Annotated in this window: 15 protein-coding genes; 9 read left to right on the top strand and 6 right to left on the bottom strand. The window is 63.3% G+C overall.

Annotation, left to right across the window (positions count from 1 at the left end):
• Nucleotides 1–115: 115 nt before the first annotated feature.
• From B5X73_RS20850 to B5X73_RS01245, 4 genes are all read left to right on the top strand, one after another.
• Nucleotides 116–397, top strand: coding sequence for a Rossmann-fold NAD(P)-binding domain-containing protein (locus B5X73_RS20850; RefSeq protein WP_079520196.1), 282 nt, complete (start codon nucleotides 116–118; stop codon nucleotides 395–397).
• Between the two features lie 391 nt (nucleotides 398–788).
• Nucleotides 789–1,508, top strand: a complete 720-nt coding sequence (locus tag B5X73_RS01255; protein WP_079520194.1) for a hypothetical protein — start codon at nucleotides 789–791, stop codon at nucleotides 1,506–1,508.
• 39 nt (nucleotides 1,509–1,547) lie between these two features.
• Nucleotides 1,548–2,405: an alpha/beta fold hydrolase gene (locus B5X73_RS01250; RefSeq protein ID WP_079520192.1), complete on the top strand. Its 858-nt coding sequence runs from the start codon at nucleotides 1,548–1,550 to the stop codon at nucleotides 2,403–2,405.
• A 117-nt stretch (nucleotides 2,406–2,522) separates the two neighbouring features.
• A complete protein-coding gene (locus tag B5X73_RS01245) occupies nucleotides 2,523–3,356 on the top strand; it encodes an alpha/beta fold hydrolase (protein ID WP_079520190.1) in 834 nt (277 codons plus the stop codon).
• On the opposite strand, the gene B5X73_RS01240 is transcribed toward B5X73_RS01245, so the two are convergent.
• The 3 genes from B5X73_RS01240 to B5X73_RS01230 all read right to left on the bottom strand — a co-directional run bounded on the left by B5X73_RS01240 (nucleotide 3,353) and on the right by B5X73_RS01230 (nucleotide 8,236).
• On the bottom strand, nucleotides 3,353–6,331 hold the full coding sequence (locus B5X73_RS01240; RefSeq protein WP_176167678.1) for a sensor histidine kinase: 2,979 nt from the start codon (nucleotides 6,329–6,331) through the stop codon (nucleotides 3,353–3,355). The two genes, B5X73_RS01245 and B5X73_RS01240, sit on opposite strands and share 4 nt — an antisense overlap.
• A gap of 505 nt (nucleotides 6,332–6,836) precedes the next feature.
• Nucleotides 6,837–7,337, bottom strand: a complete 501-nt coding sequence (locus tag B5X73_RS01235) for a hypothetical protein (protein ID WP_079520187.1) — start codon at nucleotides 7,335–7,337, stop codon at nucleotides 6,837–6,839.
• Between the two features lie 107 nt (nucleotides 7,338–7,444).
• Nucleotides 7,445–8,236, bottom strand: a complete 792-nt coding sequence (locus B5X73_RS01230) for an SDR family NAD(P)-dependent oxidoreductase (RefSeq protein WP_079520185.1) — start codon at nucleotides 8,234–8,236, stop codon at nucleotides 7,445–7,447.
• A gap of 622 nt (nucleotides 8,237–8,858) precedes the next feature.
• Here B5X73_RS01230 and B5X73_RS01225 point away from each other — a divergent pair.
• Nucleotides 8,859–9,131 carry a hypothetical protein gene (locus tag B5X73_RS01225; RefSeq protein WP_079520183.1) on the top strand — a complete coding sequence of 91 codons (273 nt, stop codon included), beginning with the start codon at nucleotides 8,859–8,861 and terminating at the stop codon, nucleotides 9,129–9,131.
• Between the two features lie 114 nt (nucleotides 9,132–9,245).
• Nucleotides 9,246–10,226, top strand: a complete 981-nt coding sequence (gene tehA / locus B5X73_RS01220; RefSeq protein WP_079520182.1) for a dicarboxylate transporter/tellurite-resistance protein TehA — start codon at nucleotides 9,246–9,248, stop codon at nucleotides 10,224–10,226.
• Between the two features lie 81 nt (nucleotides 10,227–10,307).
• Here the strand turns inward: tehA and B5X73_RS01215 are convergent, their stop codons facing one another.
• Complete coding sequence (locus B5X73_RS01215) at nucleotides 10,308–10,667, bottom strand: helix-turn-helix domain-containing protein (protein ID WP_079520180.1); 360 nt, start codon at nucleotides 10,665–10,667, stop codon at nucleotides 10,308–10,310.
• A gap of 353 nt (nucleotides 10,668–11,020) precedes the next feature.
• Here B5X73_RS01215 and B5X73_RS01210 point away from each other — a divergent pair, with 353 nt between their 5' ends.
• Complete coding sequence (locus B5X73_RS01210) at nucleotides 11,021–13,015, top strand: AAA family ATPase (protein WP_079520178.1); 1,995 nt, start codon at nucleotides 11,021–11,023, stop codon at nucleotides 13,013–13,015.
• Here B5X73_RS01210 and B5X73_RS01205 read toward each other — a convergent pair.
• Nucleotides 13,008–13,766 carry a helix-turn-helix domain-containing protein gene (locus B5X73_RS01205; RefSeq protein ID WP_079520176.1) on the bottom strand — a complete coding sequence of 253 codons (759 nt, stop codon included), beginning with the start codon at nucleotides 13,764–13,766 and terminating at the stop codon, nucleotides 13,008–13,010. The genes B5X73_RS01210 and B5X73_RS01205 overlap by 8 nt on opposite strands.
• 113 nt (nucleotides 13,767–13,879) lie before the next feature.
• Between B5X73_RS01205 and B5X73_RS01200 the strand changes: the two genes are divergently transcribed.
• Nucleotides 13,880–14,710, top strand: a complete 831-nt coding sequence (locus B5X73_RS01200; RefSeq protein WP_079520174.1) for an NAD-dependent epimerase/dehydratase family protein — start codon at nucleotides 13,880–13,882, stop codon at nucleotides 14,708–14,710.
• Nucleotides 14,711–14,912: 202 nt separating this feature from the next.
• Nucleotides 14,913–16,352, top strand: coding sequence for a sensor histidine kinase (locus tag B5X73_RS01195; protein ID WP_079520172.1), 1,440 nt, complete (start codon nucleotides 14,913–14,915; stop codon nucleotides 16,350–16,352).
• On the opposite strand, the gene B5X73_RS21165 is transcribed toward B5X73_RS01195, so the two are convergent.
• The gene (locus tag B5X73_RS21165) at nucleotides 16,297–17,661 is read right to left on the bottom strand and encodes a thioesterase family protein (protein WP_217699715.1); all 1,365 of its coding nucleotides are present in this window, start codon (nucleotides 17,659–17,661) and stop codon (nucleotides 16,297–16,299) included. The genes B5X73_RS01195 and B5X73_RS21165 overlap by 56 nt on opposite strands.
• Between the last annotated feature and the right edge of the window lie 90 nt (nucleotides 17,662–17,751).

Genomic DNA, 17,751 nt, shown 5'->3' with positions numbered 1-17,751 from the left:
GAGTCCCGGTGGCCGACCGGACACCCTGTCCGGTCGGACTACCTGGTCTTCCAGCACCACGATGTCCGGATTTGCAGCCAGTTGGTCATCGATGACGCGCCCACGGCCCCCATTGATGCGGGGTCTGGCAACCAGAGCCAGGGCTCTTCTTCCCTTTCAGGACATCGAGATTGCGCCGCCCTGGGTCAACACCGACCTCATCCACAAGAGCGATGACCCGCGTGCGATGCCGCTCGATGTCTACATCAAAGACACGATGGCGCAGCTGGCGACCGGCAGCACCGGCATTTACGTTGAGCGTGTCCGAGACATGCTCAAGGTGCCGCGGAGTGAGGAATACGAGCGCATCGCCAGTCGCAACCAGGCCCTTGTGGACAATCCCATTCCCCGGGGCTGATGCCCTCCGGTTTTCCGGCTGCGAAAAAAAGGCCGCGTCCAGGCGGGAGCGGCCCTTCTCTTTTTCTTGCCTGATATTGCAAGGGGGTAAACGCGGGAGAGGGTCAGGATGGCATCAAAGACGGATGCGTTGGCAATGCGCGTGCTCGTGGCCGCATGGGTCGCATCCGCCCGCATGCCGATGGCTCGGTCGGCTACCAGCGCGCACTCAACCACAACCGCGCAAGCATCACAGAACCAGACCGGCTGAAACCAGACGGCGGCTTGCCGTGTCCGTTTTTTTGACTCAAACCCGCGGTCCGAAAGTGGTGCGGTCCAAGAACAAACCACGCCCATCCGCCACGCTCAGGACAAGGCTGGTTTGACAGCATGACGAATGGAACAGCGACGCCATGAACGACCTTCTCCGACTTGCGATGGACGCTGCAGGTGGCCTGGAGCGCTTTGATGCGTTCTCCAAAGTCTCTGCGAAGCTCCACCACACAGGCGTGCTCTGGGCACTCAAGCAGCGGATCGGTGTGCTTACCGACTCTGAAGTCTCCGTCGACCTCAAAACGCAGCACGTCTCCCACTCGCCGTTTGCTCCGACCCCCAATCGCTCGTCGTTCACACCAAAGCGGGTGGAGATTGTCGCCCCCGACAACGCGGTCGTCGAAGTTCTCGACAACCCGAGGGCCTCGTTTGAAGGCTATGAGCTCGAGACGCCATGGTCGAACCCGCAGCTCGCCTATTTTGCCGGCTACACGATGTCGACGTATCTCCGCGCGCCGTTTGTGCTTGCGGGCGACGGCATCCTCATCGAGGAAATCGAGCCCTGGGTGGTCGACGGGCAGCCCTGGCGTCGGCTGCGGGCGACGTTCCCGGAAGCATTCGCCACCCACAGCGCGGTGCAGACGTTTTACTTCGATGCCGATGGTCTTTGCCGTCGCCACGATTACGAAGTCGATATCCAGGGCAAGAACCAGGCGGCGCGCTACATCTCCGACTACGTCGAAGTCCAGGGCCTGAAGATGCCGACGCGGTTTCGCATTTTCCCCCGCACTGCCGACAACACGTCCCTTGCCGAGCCGCTCATCGTCGGCGTGGACCTGTTCGACATCCGGTTTACCTGAAGGGCGCAATCGCCCGACGACTTCCACCAAGGACAGACCATGACTTCCACCGCTCATACTTCGGCCACCGCGCCGACGCAGCACCTCGACGTCGACGGCAACCGCTATGCGTACCGACGCTTTGGTGCCACTGGCAGCACGCCCATGGTCTGCCTGCAGCACTTCACTGGCACGCTCGACAACTGGGACCCGGCCATCATTGATGAACTGGCCAAAGACCGCGAGGTCATCCTGTTTGAAAACGCGGGCATCGGCGGATCCAGTGGTGCGGTTCCGACGTCCATCGACGGCATGACCCAGCATGCGCTGAGGTTTGTCGATGCCCTCGGTCTCCCAAAGCTCCACATTCTGGGTTTCTCGCTCGGTGGCTTCCTCGCCCAGAACATGGCTATTGCCCGGCCTGACCTCATCGACCGGATGGTCATCTCAGGCAGCGCGCCGGAAGGCGGCGAAGGTGCTGGCATGGACCGGCCGGAGCTCGTGGCCATCTATGTCGACGCAACCATGCCCATGAGCGAAAAGCTCAAGCATCTCTTCTTCCCGGCAACATCCGCAGGACAGGCCGCAGCGGATGCCTTTGTCGCACGGCTCGGGATGCGCACGGCAGACATCGATCCGCCGGCCGGCCCCGACGTCGCCCCCGCACAGCTCAGCGCCATGATTGCATGGGCGAACTGGAAAGGTGACGTTGCGGGCAAGCTTGCCCGCATTCCGCACCGCGTCCTCGTGACCAATGGCGACAACGACACGATGATTCCGACGAAAAATTCGTTTGTGCTGGCAGCCGGTTTGCCCAACGCGACGCTGATCGTCTATCCCAATTCGGGGCACGGTGCGATTTACCAGTACGCATCGACGTACGTTGCGCACGTTCGCGAGTTCCTCCAGCAGGTGTGACACGCATCCTTCAAGGCCGCATCGTCGGGCCGGCTCCACGGTCTGTCTGGTCTCCGGAACATTGAAAACGGGACCGGCATGCCATTTGTGCCGGCCCATCAAACGAGTTTGAACGACATGGTCAAGGTACTGCTCAAAGAAGAAGTCTCGTTTCTCGAAGTCGCAGGCGTGCGAGTGCGGTTCATTGCATCACGGCAGGGGGACGGCATTCCGCTTCTTCTGACCTGCCCGTGGCCCGAGAGTATTTTCGCGTTCAATTTCATCTGGGCAGACATGTGTCGCCTCGGCCCGGTGATTGCTGTCGACCTCCCGGGCTTTGGTCAATCGGAGGCCAGCAAGGCACTGATGTCGCCGGAAGCCATGGGCGACTTTGTCATGGAACTCATGCCGGCGATCGGCCTGACCCGCGCCCATGTAGTCGCCCCGGACGTGGGAACGCTTGCTGTGCTCTTTGCCGCATCCAAGCGCCCGGACCTGTTCGAGAGCATCGTTGCCGGTAGCGGGGCGGTGAGCATGGATTTGCTGGGCGACCCGCTCGCGCAGATTGTCGCGTCCAGACACAGCGACTTTGAAGGTGGCGACGGCGGTGACCAGGTTGTAGCACTGGTGTCGGCGACCGCCCGCGTTCCGATTGCCCCTGAGGTGCTTGAAGACTATCGGGCAGCGTCGAAGGGCCAGCGCTGGAACGACGCGGCAGAATTTGTGCGCGCCTATCCGGCCGAACTGCCGCGCCTCGCTGCAGCCTTGTCCGGCATCAAGACGCCGGTGCTTGCCATCTCGGGCAGCGACGACCCGTTCGTTCCACCGTCGAACGGCGAGTTCCTTAGGGACAACCTGCCGCACTGCAAGGCCGAAGTGGTCGAAGCAGGGCACTTTGTCTGGGAAGACGCGTCGACGACCTATGCAAGGCTTGTCAGCAACTGGATTGGCGGCGGTTACCGGTTTGCCTAGGCTTGCCTGACGCGGGAAGTCCTCCTTCCGCTCTTACGCCGCAGGTTCCGGACCGCCCGCTCGTCGGGGAGGGCGACGCCAAGGCTCAGGCACGTCCCGGTCGGACCGCTCGCGATGTCGAACTGCGCACCGGCCGCCTCGGCACGCTCACGCATGATGACCAATCCCCAGTGTCCGGGGCGCCGCCCGGCCTCGAGCACGTCCGCGGGCATGCCCCGTCCGTCATCGCGCACACTGGTCCGCAGGGCGCCGGGAGCAAAATCGAGGGTGACGGTCACGGTGCTGGCCGCAGCATGGAGGAAGGCGTTGTGGACTGCTTCCCTGAGGATGTCGAGGACTGGCACCTGGACGGCGTCCGGCAGCTCCGTTTCTTCCCCGATGACCGTCAGCTCGAAGGCGACGGTTGAACCCTCCTCATGGTCCTCGCCAATGAGCCGAAGCGCATCAGACAGCGACATGCTGCCTTGGCCCACGCTCCGCAGGGCGACGACGCGCGCACGGCCTTCCAGGACGATGCCCTGCATCTGTCGAGACAGTGCCTTGACGCGATCGCGCATCCACTCAGGCATGTTGGCGTCGAGTTCCCATGCCGAAAGCCGGATTGAGATGGCCTGCATGCCCTGCAGGATGGAGTCGTGCAGTTCGCTGGCGATGCGGTCGCGCTCGGCGAGCTTGGCCTTTGTCCGTTCCATGTGCCGGTGGCGCAGCGTCCTGATACGCCATTGATAGGCGCCAAACAGCAGCAATCCGGCGGCAAGGGCAACGAGGCAGCGGAAGAGGGTGGTTTCAACAAAGGACGGCGTGCGGGTGATCGCAGCGGACGACACGACCGCGGACCAGTCGCCCTCGGTGCTTCTTGCCTGGAGTTCGAAGCGGTACTCGCCTGGCGCAAGGCTTGCGTATTTGACCGTGTTGGGGCTCTCGGAGTCGTGCCATGCCTCGTCCATGCCTTTCAAACGATAGCGAAGCTGCACGTGGTTCGGGTCGCCCAGGGACAGGCCGGAGAAACTGATCTCAAGCGCGGTGTCGTCGGGGGGAAGCGTCGCCCCGTTTTTCGGGAGCACCCCGTGACTGCTCGACATCGAGAGGATGACAGGGTGGACCTTGTCCGGCCCCTGGAGTCTGGCTGGGTCGACGGTTGCCAGCCCCAGCGTTCCGCCTGCCCACAGTATTCCGCCCGCATCGACATGCAGGCTCGGCAGGCCACCTTGCTGGCCAGCGCCCTGCAGCCCGTCATCCTCGGTCAGGATGCGGAACGGCACATCCGTCTCCTGTCCCGCCAACACGCCCCGCATCGCATGCGCGTCGATGCGGACAAGACCCGAGCGTCCGTAAGCCCAAAGCGCGCCGTCCGGCGTCCGCGCAAGGCCTGTCACGCCCCTCAGCCCGCCCGGCATTCGCAGAGCCACCGGATGGAAAGCGGTTCCATCGAACCACGCGATGCCGCGCTCGCCGGCGACGACGAGCGGATCACCCGGCAAGATGACCGCCACGGTCCCAAGACCGGTGTCCAACATCTCCCGCGCCGCTCGGTCCCCCTCTACCCGGAGCATCCGCCCGCCCGGATAGGCGAGCCAGGTGTGGCCGGACCGGTCGGCTGCGCCAAAAACCGGCGGCTCGTCCGGAAGTCCATCCGCCTTCCCGCGTCGGACCCAGCCTTGCGGGGAGATCTCAAACAGCCCGGTGTTGCGCACGCCGGCCCATACCGTACCGTTGGCCCGGGGCAGCATGAACAGGAGCGGGGCCTGGCCCACGGAGGAGGGCCGGTCAGACCAGCGGACCCACCGGTCGCCCGCCACGAGGTGGATGGCGGCATAACGGGTCGCCTGGAGGGCCTCTCCGTTTTCCCATGGGACCAGCGAGACGGTGTCCTCATTCGCGAGCGTCGAGCGTTTCCCATCGCGGGAAAAGCGCATCACGTCATCCCGCTTCCAGTTGGAAAACGTACCGACGAGCACGCTGCCGTCGTTTTCCGGCAGCACTGAAAAATAATAGCCGGCATAACCGACGTTCACCGGCCGGGTATCGACGGGATGGAAGCGTGCAAGTCCTTCCTTTGCCCCGACCCAGATGTTTCCTGCGCGGTCGGCAAGGAGGGTCATGGGCTGCAGGGTATCGGCCCCCTCCGGGAGGGCCTCGACATCACTGCCGGCCATCGATTTTTTGGCCGGACTCAAGCCGGCGCGGCGAAGGCACAACGTCTGGCAACCGCCAATCATTGACCAAAAACCGCCACGACCATCAAAGGCGAATACACTGCTGCCTGTGCCCGGGGCGGGCTTCGCGGCCCTCGCGCCGGGCACAAGCTCGAGGCCCGTGGGACTTGTTCGCCACAGCCGTCCATCAGGTGCGCCGATCAGGTAGCGCTGTGACGCCGCATCCATGTCCGGGACGCGGACGAAAGCCTTGGTTCCCTTGGCGAGGCGATAAACGCCGCTTTCCGTGTTTGCGATGACGTCGCCCTCGGCGTCGATCGTCACGATCTCCAAAGGTGCAGCAGGCAGCTGCCATTCGGGTGACCGGCACCGGACCCAGTGGCCGTTGCTCAGGACATACACCGCGTCGCCAACAGTGGCGAAGGTGCGGCCGCCACCGTCAAAGAACAGGCCGTCGATGCCGCTTCGGGGAAGGCCGTCTGGCTGGGAAACGACGCCGTCCGCTGCCCGATGTACGACCGCAGTGCTCCCGTACACGACCCATAGGTCGCCGTCCGGACGTGCCGCTATGTCAATGACCTGCCGCGAGCCTGTGTAGTCGTCGGGCAAAAGGTCCTGGGCAGCAAAGGCCTTTCCGTCGAATCGGTATAACCCCGAGGAGGTTCCGAGCCAGAGCCAGCCGTCACTGGTTTGCGCCATCGCGTTGATATCGCCAGGCGCTCCATCCCGTCCCCCCCAGAACTTGGTGACGAAGCCTGGGAACTTGGGAGAGTCGGCATGGGCGGGCAGGGCAAGCACCATGGCAAGGCCCATGGTCATGAGGATCCCCCACACCGGATGTCGCTTCACTCGGTTCCCCTTTCTGCGGTTCCCCGCATGCTGCTTGCCCGCCGGGCACTGATGTGGGCGGACTTGACGTCCCATCCACAGGCGATATGTATCGTGCGCTGGGCTTGTTGCATTCGCAAGCATCGACCGGTGCTTACGCCGGCTGGTGGGCCCGCACCTCGCTTCCCTGTGGTCTGCTTGAAACATCAACACACAGGGCAGGACGGCATCCGCTCATGCGAACCGGATTTCCGCGCTGGGCGAATGGCGAAGTACGCGCAAATAGGCGGTTTTTTATGCAAGTCATGCGAGCAATAGGACTTGCTACGCGCTACGACCATCAACCGGTGGCGCTTGCTCGTGACATTATGCAATCCCTGCCTCAATCGAACGGGCTTTCACACGGGCGGGAAAGCCATGCAACACATGCGAGGTTCCAGGTCGACGGTCATCTGGCGCGTTCTCCTTCGGTTGATCGTTTCAATGCCGAAGGCGGTCAGTGCCGAGGAAAAGCAACCGGCACCACATGGCCGGAGGCGTCGATTCTCATCGGCCGAATCGGCGGTGACATTCTGGGCTGCCGACGAACGTCGATGGCGATCGACGACACGCAGTCGCCCCACTGGTTGACGGTCACGTACTTTGCGGAGTCGATGGCGGTCCATCCGCTTCGCCTCCCGCTGTCGCTGAGTGCAGTCCAGTGGATGCCTCTTCGGCGCGTTATCTCTTCAGTGAGCTTTTTGCCATTGACACAACGCCCCGCATCCACGGCGGCCGATAGCCGCACGACGGGAGGCGGAGCGGGGCTCTCCCAGTCCGAAATAAGCCCAACGCGCAGAAGGAATCCCTCGCGGGTCCGATAAGCCACGGGCGGATAGCGCCACCCGTTATGCCCGTCTGCAGGCGCCACCATGGGCGACTGGAGATACGCCTGCATCGTTGCCGCGTCGCCAGGGATGAGCGGGATCGCTCCGGAAACCAGCTCGGCGAACGACATCGGCGGTGCTGCCTCGGCGGCCTGCGGCGTTGCCGTCGCGAGAGTGCATGCTGCGAATGCGGCGCTGAGCTTCGAGAGCAGGCTCTTCCTAGGCACGATATGTCCCGTCAGGTTCGGTAGCGCGTCGCAATGACGCCTTCCCGTCCCGCATCCTCCCGCAACTGGGTGAAAGCCTCGGCGAGGGTCTGGAACGACGACGCATCCTCAAGCGTGGGAATGGTGACCTCTTCCCCAAGATCGAGTCCACGTAGCGCGGCGTCGACGAGCTGTTCCGAGGTAATAAACGAACCCGCCGGAAACAGGGAGTCGTCGACACCCGCCGCGGCAAAGAACTCCGTTTTTACCGGACCAGGCAGCACGCATTGAAACCGTACGTTCGTACCTCGGGTTTCCAGATTCAGCGAGCGGGTGAAGTTCAGCACGAACGCCTTCGAACCGCTGTAGGCCGCTCCACCGGCGACAGCGCGAAACGCACTGATCGAGCACATGTTCACGACGGTACCGCTCCCCCGTTTCGTGAACGCCTGCATGGCGGCGAGGGACAGGCGCGCAAGGGCAAGAACGTTGACGTTGATCAGGGTGGCCAGGTCGTCGACCTGCGTGTCGGAGAGGGCACCAAGTTTCCCCATGCCTGCGTTGTTGACGAGAAAATCGACGCTCGCGTCATCGGCGATGACTTGCTCGACACTTCGGCACCCTGTCTCCGTGGAAAGGTCTGCCGTGAGGGTGGTGACTTTGATCCCATGGTCACGGGTGAGCTCAGCGGCAAGCTGCTCGAGGCGGTCCGTGCGGCGTGCGACCAGCACGAGATCGAAGCCGCGCCTGGCGAGTCGGTCGGCATAGGTCAATCCGATACCGGATGACGCGCCCGTTACCAATGCGGTTCGATGTTGACTCATGGTGCGATGCTCTTCGAGGAATTGTCGTGATGCCATTATTCGACAACGGCGGCAGGTGCGCTTGGATGCGTGTGTTACGGCACTTCACCCCACGTGGCGAAAGGCATAGATCAGCTACCCCTACAGACAACCGCAAGTTGATTTGCTACGGTTTGTCCCGTTGCCTGCGTCGATGCTCTCGAAGCCTCGCAGGCAACCATCGCTCAAAGCGGTGAGAAGCGCGGGCCAAGGGTGGTGAGACACCCTCGACCCGCTGACCAATCCAACTGAAAGAGAGTTGAAATGGCTACCCCCGATCATACGGTACTCGCTCGCCCGCCGGATCCCCCCGGCGACAACCCCACCGGTCACCGGGACGTCTGCCGACCTCGTAGACACGGTTGAAGAACCGCGGCAGCGGCCGTTTAACTGAGTTTGTTCTCAGCCGTACCATCCGGCGCGTACGCGGCCGGGCCGGCAAAACGCGCTGACGCCGCCACACACTTCGTCAATCACGCCGCCCCGGCGCCTGGTCTCAGGCAGCCGATGAACCCGCGAATCCGTTTGATCCGCGGCACGCCTTGCTTACGCCCGGCGTGCCGCACCTGGATGCGCGGGGTGGGTTGCTACCAAGGAGAGTTTCATGAATACGTCTCAGCGCCAGTCGATGGACGATGGCCTCAGTTACCACGCGGACCCTGGAGCCACGCCGCATGACCTCATGAATGAAGCAACGGAGTGGCTGCAATATGCGCGCGGGCTGAATGGCTTGCTAGCCGACCTGATCCACGAGTCGGACGCGATGGATTGCCAGCGCGTCGCGCTGGGGATGGAAGCGATCGGCGCGTTGATGCGCATGGGCATCCATTGCATGGCGCAGGCACACGTACGGATGTGCTGGGGGCAAGCGGGCTGATCGCCTTTCGCGGCGAACCCATCGGAGCGGACTGTCATTACGTTCAATTTGGGAGCGTTCTTCCTAGACGTCACGGCATGCGACCCGGATGCTTTGCAAAAAAGGACCCTGTGCATGTCATCCCGCGCAACCGTTCCGGCATCGTTCTTCGGTATCGTCCTCGGCCTCGTAGGGCTAGGCGGGAACTGGCGGGTGGCCGCATCCCTCTGGGGACTGCCGGCGATCGTGGGTGAAGCGGTGATGTTCCTCGCGCTCGTCGTGTGGGGAACGCTCATCGTGGCTTACGCGTACAAGTGGTGCTTCGACCGTGAGGCGGCTGCCGAGGAAGCGCGGCATCCGGTGCAATGCTGTTTTATCGGCCTCGCGCCTTCGTCGACCGTGCTGATGGCGCTGGTGATTCACCCGTACGCGTACCACGCTGCCGTCGGCGCGCTGGTCGTCGGCGGGGTAGGGCAGGTGACGTTCTGGCTCTGGCGATTCGGGGCCATGCTGCAGGGCGAGCGCGACGTCGTCACGACGACACCCATTATCTATCTGCCGTCCGTGGCCGGAAACTTCATCATCGCTATAGGATGCGGTGTCCTCGGGTTTTCTTCGTGGGGGATCCTGTTCGCCGGCGGGGGCCTGTTGAGCTGGTTCGCGCTGGAATCCATCATCATTTTCCGACTCTTCAATGCGAGCGCACTTGCCGTGCCGCTGCGCCCCACGCTCGGCATTCAGCTCGCGCCTCCCGTCGTCGCCGTGGCCGCCTGGCTTGCCAACACGAAGGGTCCTCCCGATCTCGTTCTGCAGGCGATCTGGGGATATGGTCTGTTGCAGGCGCTTCTATTGATCCGGCTGCTACCGTGGATTCTGAAGCAGGCTTTCGCACCGGCTTACTGGGCCTTCAGCTTCGGCGTCACCGCACTCTCCGGCGATGCGCTTCAGATGACAGCGCGTGGACTCACGGGCGCTGTCGCCGACATGGCGCCGGTGTTGTTCGTCATCACCAACGCGGTCATGGCTGTCCTGATGGTGGGAACCGTGGTTCGGCTCGCACAGAACAAACTGATTCCGCGACCCGCACCGGTCGCGCCATTCGGACGTGCACCCTGAGGTGAACTACCGGCCTGAAGCAACACGGTGGAAACGTCAGTGAGATGTCCCTCGATCATCGCTATCGATAGGCATGCGTTCCTACGCTTTGGGGCGGACACGCTTTTTCGCCAGGGCAGGCGAGGCGGTTGGCTTCATCTCGAAAAAACGAGCTTGCGCTTCGAGATCAGGGTAGTGAGGCGCGTCGAGCATCTTAATGACGTCGGAGCCATGTCCCAGTGCGAGTAACAGCCGCAGGAGATTCTCCGAAGAAACGGGGGACCCCTTCTCCGCAGCTTTGATCGTGCTTTCGGAAACGCCAGCGCGCCTGGCGAGATCGGCCTGTCGCCACGCGAACGCCATCCGCTGCCGCCGAATCCGGTTTCCGACCTCGCGTGGGAAGTCTTCCGGGGAGGGCGTGGGAGGCCGCTTATTGGCAAGCAATTCCGCCAGTGATTTCATGTACTTATGATAGGTTGGCTGCTAAGAGGTGTAATCAAACCTCTTAGACGAAATTTGTGGCAAATAAAAACCCGCGGAGGGGACCGCGGGTTTGAGAAACTCCGTCGTTGCAAAAGGCAGCAGGGGAACTGCCCGGATATGCTGGGACCGGTGCCTCTCGGCAACCTTGGGAATAAGTATACTTCGCAGTACATGAATCGTACGTGAGCCAGCACAAGCTGCCCGGCAACCTTTTCTCGAATCCGTAAAAGCCTTGCTCCCCAAGGCCTGCGCGCGGCCTCATGCGCTGCGCGTTACCTGGGCCTATCGCCTAGAATGGCCTGATTATCGATAAATGAGGAGCACGACGCCCCATGGAATCTGGGACTCTCCGTCGCATCGACACCTGGTATCTACCCGTCACTGAAAGCGTCGCATCGGCCTTCATCAGCCACGGCGCGGTTCCGGAGGCATCGATCGAGCGCGCTGCACTGCTGGCCATGATGCTTGCGACACAGCGTCCGCTGGGCCGCGGCGACCTCTACCGCCTGGTGGACGAGGCGCGCCAACTCTTCGATGGCCAGCCCCTGGCGGACGGCGAGCGCGATCTTCTGGCGCAGCGTGTCGTCCTCGCGGACATGGGATTTGGTGAGGTCGCAGGCTTGCTTGGCGATCAGGGCGTCGCTTTCGCCGATGTCGAGGTCATGGCGGCCGAGGCTTGGCTCGGGGAGGACGGCGAGTTCTCGCACGGGTTTCAGGCGGCCTGTCGTGAAACCTTCATGGAGGTGAGCGTTCGACTCGAAGAAGACCTCGGGGCGGACGACGAGGACGGCGACGTCGAACGACCGATGGCGGGCGATCAGGTCGTCGAAGTGGTCCGGCCCACGTTCCACCTTCGTGGAACGACGGATCAGGTCCGCGCGGTAAGGGCCATCGCGGCATCCTCGAGCGAGCATTACGCGATCACCGCGTTTGCCGGAACCGGCAAGACGCACCTCATGTTCGCCCTCGCGACCAGCGGTCGTCGTTTCACGCACCTCGCGCCGACCCATGCGCACCAGCACGCCTTCAACGAGCGCGTAGGGACGCGTGCGGTCTCCAGCGTGGTGCTTCGCACGCTCGCCAATGACATGGCCACCGCGCACGTCCAGGGCAACAGCATCCGCTGGGTGCGGGCGCCGACGGTGCGCGAAGCCAGTATGCCGCTCGAAGCACGATTGCAGGCCGCGGGCATCGTGTCGATTGCCGGCGATAGTCCGGCCAGGGTGCTTGCGGCGGTCGATCGCATCATCAACCGGTGGTGCTACTCGGATGCGCCTCAGATCGGCCCGGAGCACGTGCGCTTCAACGACGGCCTCTCGGTGGACGAGCGCGCCGCTTACGTGGCGATGGCACGCCGCGTGTGGGAGCTGATGCTGCAACCGCTCGGGAGCAAGACCGAGCGACCGTTCACCGTTCGCGCGTATCACCTGTTCAAATGGCTCGACGTCGAGGGCGCCTCGTTGCCACCGATGGGCACGCTGCTCATCGACGAGGCCCACGATCTGCCCGCGCCGCTGCTCGCCCTCATTCGTCGCTACCCCGATGGCTGCGTGACCATGGGCGATCCCTATCAGAAGTTGAGCGGGGTCATGGCCAACTACGGGTCGGGCAAGGCGTTGACGCTGACCCGGTCGGTACGCGCCGGTGGTCAGGCGGTCGGACTCATCCGGTCGGTGCTCGGCATGCACAGCACGGAGCTGGTCGTCGAGTCGCTCGAGGGTTCGCGAGAGCATTACACGCGACGGTATTTCTATCAGTCGACCGACACGCTGCCACTCGCCGGGCTTCGCGTCTATGAGAGCGTGTGGTCCATTCTGGAGGACGCACTAAGGCTGAAGAGCCAGGGCGTGCCGTTCCGGTTGTTGCCCGCCACGGAGAGCGACCTGGCACGCGCCACCGAAGATGCGATCGGCATGCGACGTGGGGACCATGTGACGCGGTACTACGGCAACCGGGAGTACACGTCCTGGAGCGCGCTGGCAGGGCACCTGGAGAGGATCGGCTACAGCAGGGTCGTGCGGCTGTTCGAACGGGATTTCGGCAGCACGGATATGCAGTCGCTGCTCGGCGCCCAGAAGGACGCGGAAGCGGAAGGGCTGACGCTGGGCCTGCTGGAGCATTGCAAGAGCCTGGAGTTCAGCCAGGTGACCTTGTGGCCGTGTTGCTTCGACACGCTGTCGGGAGCGCTCGAGCGACGTCGCGCCGACGAGCGCGTGCGCGCCGTCTATCTCGCGATGAGCCGTGCGACGGACGAACTCTGGTTGCCTGGCGATGCGATCGACATCCTTGCCGACAGGGTGTCGCGGGTACGCGGCCAGTTCACCTGAATGCGATCAGCCTGCGCTGGTCGCGAACCTCCGCCAGGAACTTCTGCGGGGTGGTACCGGCGATGACGTGAAAGTCCGCGATGAGATGGGCCTGGTCGTAATAGCCCGCATCCACCGCGACGCTCGACCAGTTCGATCCGCCGTTATTCAGCGCGCTGCTTACGGCGCGGTCGAACCGTTTCAGCCGGGCGAACGTCTTGGGATTGAGGCCCGTCACCTCCTGAAAGACGCGACGCAGATGACGATCGCTGATTCCCAGTTGCGTTGAGACATCGCCGACGTTGGCGTGTTCCAGCAGTCCGGCTGCCCGGCGCACAAAGCCATGCCTGGCATCCATCGGCGTCGACGCGACACGCAGGGCGATCGCATCTTCCAGCACGGAGGCAGCGGTGGCGGAATCATGGGTATCGGCCAGCTTCCCGATCAGATCCTCCGCAGCGCTTCTGCTCCAGATCTCCTCGATCGGAATCGTCCGCCCCACCAGCGCGCTCGCCGGCACGCCGAACACGGCCTGGTGAGTCTCATAAGGAACACGGACAAAGGCGGCGCGGTGACCGCGGTAGATCCGCTTTCGATGAACGCGCTGACGTGCACCGAGTGCATGAACGTCCAGTCCGCCGGGAATTGAGGGGCCGTAGCGAGCGACCAGATACATATTGGCGCTTGGGCTTGCGACGAGGTCGAGGTGAGTCGCGGATGCCGGGAAGGGCATGCTCAGCGGGTCGTGATAACGGTGCATCTCTGTGCGCATGGGGTCAGTCTGAAGACAAACCGGGCGGCTAACAAGCCTTGTCCGGTTTATCCAATTCTCCGGAAATCCCGCGAGTACGCTGACCGTTCATTCTTTCGGAAAGGCGGTGTCGTATGAAGGTCCTGGTTACCGGAGCGACGGGTAAGGTGGGTTCACGTCTCGTGAAGCGCCTGATCGATCATGGCGAGCAGGTGAGGGCGTTGGTGCGCGACGAGAAGCGCGCCCGGGACATGCTGGGCGACCAGGTGGAACTGGTCCAGGGCGATCTGCTCGAGCCTGGTTCCCTGCCTAAGGCGGTGGAGGGTGTGGACGCGGTGGTTCATTGCGCCGCGTTTTTTCGTGGCGCGACCGATGAACAGGCGCACGCGACGAACGACCTGGGAACGCGGCATCTGGCGGAGGCGAGCAAGAACGCCTCGGTGGGGCGCTTCGTTTTCACGAGTACGGGCCTGGTGTACGGCCCCAAGGGTGGAGCGCAGACCGGCGAAGACGATAGCTGTGCGCCGGTAGATGCGTACCCGGTGAGCAAGCTTGCCGCCGAGAAGCTGCTGTTGTCGATGGACGGGCTGGATGTCCGGGTGCTTCGTCTTCCCTTCGTTTATGGCGCGGGTGATCCGCACATCAACGAGGTCGTGCCGTTCATGCGTAAATTCCCCGCCGACATGCGGATGTCGCTCGGGCATCATGACGACATCGCTCAGGCGGTCGTTCGCATGCTTTATGCGAAAGCGCCGAAGCACCGTATCTACAACGTCGTCGACGACGAAGATCCCGATCTGGCGACGTTGTTCAAGGCGGTCGGCGAGCTGCCTCCGGATGGTTCGGACGCTGAGCGAGCCAGGATCTTCAATGTGCGCATGGACGGTCGCCGCATTCGCGAAGATCTGGGCTTCGCACCGGTCTTTCCGCGTCTGCGGGATGCTGTGGAGGCAGGGGCTCTCTAGGCGGCGGGACGGCTCGAAAGTCTTCCACCAAGCGACAATGCTCACAATGGCCCGTTACGGGGTGGCCGCGGAGGCATGGCTTCGGACACGCCGGGCAGCATGGGCGCGTAGGCTCCGCGCGGGAAGAGGATGACAAAGTCGGGATCCGGTCTCATCGCAGCCCGTTGACGCGGCTTTGTCGCCCCGTCCCCGACCATGCCCCATGCCCGCCGATTCCCTCACATACACCCGTTCCCTTCGAGTCAACGAACTGCGCCGCAGCGGCCTGCTGGACCGGCCGGGGAGCGCCCAGTTCGGGCACCTCACCGAACTTGTCCGGAACGTTCTGAGCGTTCCCGTCGCCATCGTGTCCATCGTCGACGAAACCCGCCAGGTGTTCGCTGGTCACTCCGGCCTGCCCGAGCCGTGGGCGTCGATGGGCGAAACCCCGATCACTCATTCGTTCTGCCAGTACGTCGTCGAGCGGGGTGAAGTGTTCGACGTACCGGATGCGCGCGCCGAGCCGCTGGTAAAGAACAACCTCGCCATTCCCGATCTCGGCGTAGAGGCGTACCTTGGCGTGCCGATCCACTCGCTCGACGGTTCGCTGATTGGCGCCCTGGCCGCGATCGACACGAAGCCGCGAGCATGGACGGCGCACGATCGCAGCGTGCTCGAGATGATCGCGATCATCGTCGACAAGGAAATCCGCGTCGGTTCGTCGGAGCGAAAATTCCGTACGCTTTTCGGGGAGATGCGGGAGGGCTTCTACGTCGGTCAGCTCCTGCGCTCGGCCGATGGCGCCGCCGTCGACTTCCGTTTCGAAGAGGTCAATCCATCTTTCGGAAGACTCACCGGTCTCGACCCGGCGGCGACGACCGGTGCGATGCTGGGCGATGTCGCGCCGCTGGCCATCGATGAATTGCTTCCGGTGTTCGAGGGCGTACTCAAGGATCGCTCGGCGGTCGTGCATGTCGGTCGTTCGACGCTGGTCGACGGCCGCTGGTTCGAGACCCGTCTGACGCCGCTCGACGGCGACCGGCTGATCGGCTTCTTTACTGACGTCACCGAGCGTCGCAGAAACGAAGAACTGCAGGATGTGCTCAACCATGAGATGAGCCATCGTCTGAAGAATACGCTCATGATGGTTCAGGCGCTGGCCGTGCAGACCTTGCGCGGCGTGACCGAGCGGGACGCCGTGGATGCACTGGAAAAGCGCATTCACGCACTCAGTTCGGCGCACGACATTCTCTTCCGGGAGAACTGGCACGGCGCGCCCGTGCTAGCCATCGCGCAGTCGTCCTTCGGGCGTTTCTGCCTGGAAAGCCGTGTGGATTTCATCGGCACGGCGTTCGAACTCGGACCGAAAGCCACGCTTTCCCTGTCGCTCCTGCTTCATGAGCTGACGACCAACGCGGTGAAGTACGGCGCTCTTTCGAATGCCGAGGGAAGGATACGACTCAGTTGGTCAACCGACAGCGAACAGTTCTATCTGAAGTGGCAGGAAGTGGGTGGGCCGCTTGTGAGCGAGCCCGAACGCAAGGGCTTCGGCTCCCGTCTGATCAGGATGGGCATGGGGTCGGGCGATGTTCGTACGGAGTACCACCCTAAGGGGTTCGTACTGACGCTCTCCGCACCGCTTTCGCATTTACAGCAGGTATGACCCGATGGGCCAGGCATCTCCCTTGAAACCCGTGGTTCTCATCGTCGAAGACGAACCGTTGCTGCGCCTCATGGCGGAAGAGCTGATCGAGGACGGCGGCTTTGACGTCGTCTCCGTGCCGGATGCCGCGTCGGCCGTGCGGATTCTGGAAACCCGGCTCGACATCCGCATCGTGTTTACCGACATCGATATGCCCGGTGGCATGGACGGCATACGCCTTGCCGCGATGATCCGCGACCGTTGGCCGCCGATCGAGATCGTGGTTACGTCCAGTCATGTCAGCATCGCGAACCACGAGATGCCCGCGCGCGGAGTCTTCCTTTCCAAGCCGTATGACGCGCAGCAACTCGTGGGCCTGCTTCGGAGCATGGCGGAGCGGAGGCCGGATGTGCCGGATCCTGCGCGCCCGAGGTGAGCTGAACCGATGTGCATCGGTTGGCGTCGGTATCGGCGCGGGTCGCCGGGTCGAACGTGAGCATGCTATCTCCGTAGGGAATGGCCAGCGTAGCGCTCTAGACGGCCGCCTTCGGCGGACGGTCAACGACTGACTGATGACAGCGACGGGACCGCGCTCGTCGTATACCGTGCTGTGCGTCACACCGAGCCCTGCCGGTCCGAACGACGCGTGGCTTGCGAGCCCCAGCCAGCCGGCTTCGGGAGAGCGCAGGATGTGCGCGGTCAGATCCACATTGGGAAACGCCACGTCACCGGGCAGCCGCCTCGGGCAAAGGCCATTCGCGACGTCGACGACACCGAGCATCCTTGCGAGGGGGCTGGTGGCGGCATCGGCGATCAGCGGAAACCCCGGTCGCACCCAGCTGGTCGCCTGACCGGTATCGACCTTGATCTGACGCGCTTCCACACTTCGTACGAAGCCGCCCGGCCACAGGGATGAGAAGTCCCACGGCGGGGTGTCCGCCAACGGAGGCATAGACGGGAATCCGTCCCCTGCGATCGTCGACGTGTCGGATGTCGCCAGCAGCCATGCGCGCAGTGTGATCGCGATGCGTCCCTGACAGGTGAGGGTGGCCTCGACGAGCTCGATGGTGCGGCCCGGGCGGATTACGTCGACCGATATATCGAACGCGTCCATGGGAAGCACGCCATGGATGTCGTAGGTGGCACGGCTGATGGTCAGAACGTCGGTCCGACGCGACGCATGGTGCGTTTCGATTTCGCGGGCGAGCAGGCCCATGACCGGCGCGATGTGCTGTTCGTCGGGATTCCAGCCCCCGCCGACGTGGTCGGTGGGACGATAGCGCCCTGGTGCGATCTGAACGAAGTAGGCGTCGGCAACGGGCGTGCTCATCAAAGCTTTTTTCTGCGCAGGGAAACGGCGAGGTTAGCCGAACTGGCCGATCGACCTCAACGCGCCCGACAACGCAGGTATGTCAACGAG

The sequence above is a fragment of the Luteibacter sp. 22Crub2.1 genome (assembly GCF_900167995.1).
Taxonomy (GTDB): domain Bacteria; phylum Pseudomonadota; class Gammaproteobacteria; order Xanthomonadales; family Rhodanobacteraceae; genus Luteibacter; species Luteibacter mycovicinus.
This window is presented reverse-complemented; position numbering and strand designations above follow the sequence as displayed.